We start from the raw sequence: 4,837 nt of genomic DNA on the forward strand, positions 1-4,837 counted from the left end.
GAACACCACCCGCCTGCACGAGGCCCTGGGCTACCGCACGCCCGCGGAGGTCGAAGCCACCTACACTCACCACAACGACGTAGCGCCCGTTGCGTCCTGACCACGGAACGAAACCCAGGGCGCTTCACCTCACAGCCACACCGCCGGCACCACCGGTCATCATCGACGACCCGGCAGGCCAGCACCGCCCGGTCCGGCTCGAGGCGTTGCCCGATCACCTCCAACCCGAGGCCGTCGAGGCGGCAGAACGTCGTCAGATCAGGCGTGGGGCAGGTACCGTCAGGCATGTCGAGGTCTTCCAGGTGGGGAGCGTGAGAACTCCCATCATGTGGAGACCTCGACGCCTACCCCAGGACCGACGCGCCGCCCCGCGACCCATCCTGGATTGGGAAGAGCCCGTTGCTCGCTCGCTGGCACCAGCGATGGTCCTCGTTGCGCACCGCCAGCACGGAGTCCCTGCTGGCCGCGCTGGGCCAAGAGGACCGAGGCGTCATGGAGCAGGTCAAGGACTGCATCTCCACACCATCGTGGTCAGGCACCTGGGCACGTTAGGAGCTCACTCGCCCCTGTGGGCTACCGGACCTTGAGCTCCAGAAGATCCCCGACGGGTTGCGCGATCAGAGCGTGGTTGAAGACGTCGACGCGCTGTGCCAGCTCGAGGTCGCGCGGGTGGAAGCCCGGAAAGGCCGGATCCAGTCCCCGCTCGAGGCACTCCACGCCCGCGGCGGACTCGGCGACTCGTTCCAGAAGACGACCCATCTCTACGTGCCGTCCCTCGGCGCGAGCGGTGAGGAAGTCGGCCAGCGCGTCGTCCTCGTCTCCTTCGGTAGGCACGAGCAGCACGCACTCCTGGCCCGCCATCAGGCGCGCCGTGGCGGTCGCGTTCGCGAACGACGCGCAGGCCACGACGGGGACCTCGCGGACCACGTGGGCGCCTCGCGTCCCATTGCCGGTGGTCTGGAGGACCGTCTTCCCGGTCAGTTTGAGCTCGGCGATGCTCCCCGGAGCGTTGGGCAGCTCGAAGTGCGGGTCCGGCGCTCCGTCCTTCATGAGCAGCGCATCAGGGAAACGGGTGTCACGGGCACGGATGGCCGTCTCGGCATCGGGCGCGAAAAGCAGGCGTCCTGCACCCTGCCGAAGGACCCACGCAGCCACCGTGAAGGCTCGGATCACGTCAACGACCACGGCCAGGTCGTACTCCTCACCCAGCGACTCCTCGGAGGCGAGGTCGTCGGCATGACGAACGTCGATCAGCATGTGCTGAACCTAGCGAGCGGCACAGTGCCGACACGCACTCACGCCGCTGCCCAGCGACGTCCTTTTCCGCGTGACCACTCCCGAGGACAGGATCGACTCCTGCGTCCGTGACATCGTGCAGTTCTCTTCACGAGCGCTTCCGCCCAGAGATGGACGTTGCCGTGCGGGTCACTGAGCGCGTACGGTCGCGCTATGCGCATCTGTCAGCTCACCACGACGCCGGACACCTCCGGCGCCGACGCACTGTCCTGACACAGCGCACCATCCACCAGGCCCCGGAGCGATCCGGGGCCTTCGTCATTCCCAGGCCGCGTGACCACTCCTCGGCCGCGACAAGAGGAATGACCATGCACCAGCACGACGACTTGCTCGATCACCGTGAGCTCAATCAGGACCTGCACGTCTTCGGCACCGATCCACTCGCTGGCTCCGGCCTCCCCCTGTGGTTGCCGGCAGGCTCCGCGATCCGCGACGAGCTCGAGCGCCTCGCGAAGGAGATCGCCCACGAGGACGGGTGCCTCGACGTCCACACCCCGGTCCTCGGGAAAAGAGCTCTGTTCGAGCGCTCCGGGCACTGGGCCAAGTTCAGCAAGGACATGTTCCCGCCCATGAGGCTGGGCGACGACGAGCTGGTCCTCCGGCCGGCGAACTGCCCCCACCACGCCCTGGTCTACGCCTCTGTGCAGCGCTCCTACCGGGACCTCCCGATCCGCCTCAACGAGCTCGCCCCCATGTTCCGCGCGGAACGCTCCGGCGTCGTCTCCGGCCTGCAACGCGTGCGCCAGATCAACCTCGATGACACCCACGTCTTCTGCCGACCCGACCAGGTCGAGGACGAGGTCGCCGCAGCGCTCCGCTCCGCGCTCAAGGCCCAACGCGTTCTCGGTCTGCCCGTCGACTACGTCCGACTCTCGCTACGGGACGGATCGGACTCCTACCTCGGATCCGCGGAGGACTGGCAACGGAACCAGAGCGCTCTGCGCGCCGCCGCCCGCGAGGTGCTGCGTGATGAGCACCTGGACCTGGTCGAGGCTGAGGGCGAGGCGGCCTTCTACGGGCCCAAACTCGACCTGCAGGTCCGCGACGGTCGCGGGCACGAGGAGACCATCGCTACCGTCCAGCTCGACTTCAACCAGCCCGAACGCTTCCACCTCACCTACATCGATCGGAACAGCTCGAAGCAGCGCTGCGTGATGATCCACCGCGGCACCGTCGGTGCCATGGAACGCGTCGCCGCGTCCTTGATGGAGCGCTACCAGGGGCGGCTACCGCTATGGCTGGCCCCTGTTCAGGCCGCCATCCTCCCCGTTGCTGAGGCACAGGACGATGCAGCGAATGCCGCGATCCTGGCCCTTCGCCGCAGGGGGCTTCGCGTCGAGGTCCGCCGAGGTGGAAGCCTCGGCAGCCGGATCCGTGACGCCCACAGCCAGCGAGTGAGCATCGTCGTCGTCATCGGCGCACGGGAAGCAGCCCACGGGTTGGTCCAAGCCACCGACGGCCGCGACGGGAGCAAGCACGAGCTCTCCGCTGAGGCGCTCGCCCACCGTATGCAGGCGGCTCACCGCGACCGCACCGACGTCGCGTGGTGACGCTCCGGCCGGGCACCCAGACGTGCAAAGGGTGCCCGGCCAAGCCACGCACTCGACTGCCACGGGGCTTGCTGTCACCCCAGGACGGATGGCCCGCCCCCTTGCCTACGATTATATTAAGTCGTTAACTTACTCGCGTGATCCCTGCTCTCGCCTTCGCCGCGGCCGCGCTCGCCATCGTCATCCGGCTCTCGCTGCTCGCGGCCCTCCAGGCCTCCGGCTCGCGCCATCCTGTCCGCGACGCCGTGAGCGACTACGGCGTCGGCCCGAGCCGTGCGCGCTTCGAGTCGATGAGCCTCGCCGCGACGGCGGGGTGGTGGCTCCTCGCCCTCGGCACCTGGATCGGCTACCCCACCTGGTCGGACCGCACCTTCGCCACCGTCGCCCTCGCCGTCATCGGCGTGACCACCGCGCTCCTGCGCTTCTTCCCCACCGACCTTCCGGGCACCAGGCGCACCGCCACCGGCCTCGTGCACTACGCGCTCGCCATCACCCAGTTCGCCCTCACGTACTCCGTCATGGGCAACCTGGTCCGGCTGCTCGGCGGCGCGGAGCTCACGGTCCTGCACATCGCCACGCTCGTCGGCCTCGCGGGCCTGTGCCTCTGGCTCGTCCCGGCCCTCCAGCGCCGCCTGCCGGTCTTCGGCCTCATGGAGCGCGTCTTCCTCATCAGCAGCGCCCTGTTCTACCTCGACGTCGCCGTCCGCTCGGCGGCCCACCTGGCATGAGCGAGCAGCCCGACGCCGCCTACGAGCTGCACGACATCGTCCTCACGATGGACCGGCACGCGGCCGCGCTCCTGCAGCCGCTCGACCTCACCCTGCGCCAGCACACCGCGCTCGTCATCATCAACGAGCACCCCGGACTGCGCGGGCGGGACCTCGCTGCGGGGCTCGGAGTCACGCCCGCCGGGGTCACGGGCATTGTCCGGACACTGACCCGCGAAGGCCTCGTCCACGACGTCGCGGAGCCGGGCGAGGGGCACCGTCAGCGTCTCGAGCTCACCACCGCCGGACGCGAGCGCCTGCGCGCCTCGACGAAGGCCCTGAGCACCCCCTTCGACGACGTCGTGCGCCGCGCCGGGCACGACCCGGCCAACCTCGCCCGCGTCCTGCGGGACGTCACGGCCGAGATGCGCCGCGAGTCTCAGGGGCGACGGGAGCGCAGGTAGGCGACCCGCTCGGCCGCAGAGCGCCTCGAGCCCTCGACGTCGGCCTTCGCGGCGACGATGTACTGACCCGACTCGCGCGCCACACCGTGCTGCTCGCCCCACGACCAGATGGTGTCGAGCGAGCGCACGAGATCGAGCTCGGCACCGGAGGTCGCGCTCGCCGTTCCGACCACCCCCGGCAGCCCGGAGGCGCGGCCGTCCGGGTCGACGATGCGCGCCGCCGTCGTCGACTTTCTGCCGCTGTTGTAGACGATCACCTCGACGAGCTGCTGGCGCGAGGCCGGCCACGGGTGGTGCCTCGTGAGACCGAGCCGCGTGTGGATACCGGAGCGGTCCACGACCGTGCGCGAGAGGGCGAGCACGGCGGCGCTGCCGAGGAGGAACACGCCCAGGGCGATCGCGAGGATCCCGGTGATCCCGTCGAGCCCAGCGAGCACGCCCGCGATCATGAGCGCACCGAACCCACCGAGAATGACGACGGCCACCCAGTTCCCGGGCCAGGCGCGGTAGGTCAGCGAGTCCCGCGACAGTGCCGCCGGGTCGGCGAGGGACAGCCCGGGGCGGGGTGCAGCGGGCGCTGCGCTCGGCGGCACGATCCCGTAGGAGTCCGCACCGGGCGGCACGATCCCGTAGGACGAGGAGGCGGAGGCGGCCGCACCCCACGCCGGCGTGGACGCCGGGCGGACGTACCCCGGTCAAGTCCCGGGAAGTGGTGTAGCGATCCTTCGCTGATTGGTCAGGCGGTCAGAGCGGGCAAGGAGCTGGTGGTGACCTCCTCGGTGCTGGTGTCGGGGACGAGGCTGAGGCGGCATCGGGCGAG

At 69.8% G+C, this 4,837-nt stretch carries 5 protein-coding genes and 1 pseudogene; 3 read left to right on the forward strand and 3 right to left on the reverse strand.

Annotated features, from left to right (window positions below):
- Positions 1-128 precede the first annotated feature (128 nt).
- Together IXW69_RS11315 and IXW69_RS11320 are read right to left on the reverse strand one after the other, a co-directional pair.
- Positions 129-287 (reverse strand): annotated as a pseudogene (locus tag IXW69_RS11315) (ISL3 family transposase); the annotation flags it as partial.
- Between the two features lie 286 nt (positions 288-573).
- Positions 574-1,257: a 2-phosphosulfolactate phosphatase gene (locus IXW69_RS11320; RefSeq protein WP_194786436.1), complete on the reverse strand. Its 684-nt coding sequence runs from the start codon at positions 1,255-1,257 to the stop codon at positions 574-576.
- 347 nt (positions 1,258-1,604) lie between these two features.
- Between IXW69_RS11320 and thrS the strand changes: the two genes are divergently transcribed.
- From thrS to IXW69_RS11335, 3 genes are all read left to right on the forward strand, one after another.
- Entirely contained in the window at positions 1,605-2,846 is a 1,242-nt protein-coding gene (gene thrS / locus IXW69_RS11325; protein ID WP_194786437.1) for a threonine--tRNA ligase, read from the forward strand.
- Between the two features lie 137 nt (positions 2,847-2,983).
- The gene (locus IXW69_RS11330) at positions 2,984-3,574 is read left to right on the forward strand and encodes a DUF998 domain-containing protein (RefSeq protein ID WP_194786438.1); all 591 of its coding nucleotides are present in this window, start codon (positions 2,984-2,986) and stop codon (positions 3,572-3,574) included.
- Positions 3,571-4,017: a MarR family winged helix-turn-helix transcriptional regulator gene (locus IXW69_RS11335; RefSeq protein ID WP_194786439.1), complete on the forward strand. Its 447-nt coding sequence runs from the start codon at positions 3,571-3,573 to the stop codon at positions 4,015-4,017. The genes IXW69_RS11330 and IXW69_RS11335 overlap by 4 nt, the downstream gene beginning before the upstream one ends.
- On the opposite strand, the gene IXW69_RS11340 is transcribed toward IXW69_RS11335, so the two are convergent.
- A complete protein-coding gene (locus IXW69_RS11340; protein WP_194786440.1) occupies positions 3,993-4,640 on the reverse strand; it encodes a hypothetical protein in 648 nt (215 codons plus the stop codon). The genes IXW69_RS11335 and IXW69_RS11340 overlap by 25 nt on opposite strands.
- Positions 4,641-4,837: the final 197 nt, after the last annotated feature.

Origin of the sequence: Actinomyces haliotis (assembly GCF_015355765.1) — a bacterium.
GTDB lineage: Bacteria > Actinomycetota > Actinomycetes > Actinomycetales > Actinomycetaceae > Actinomyces > Actinomyces haliotis.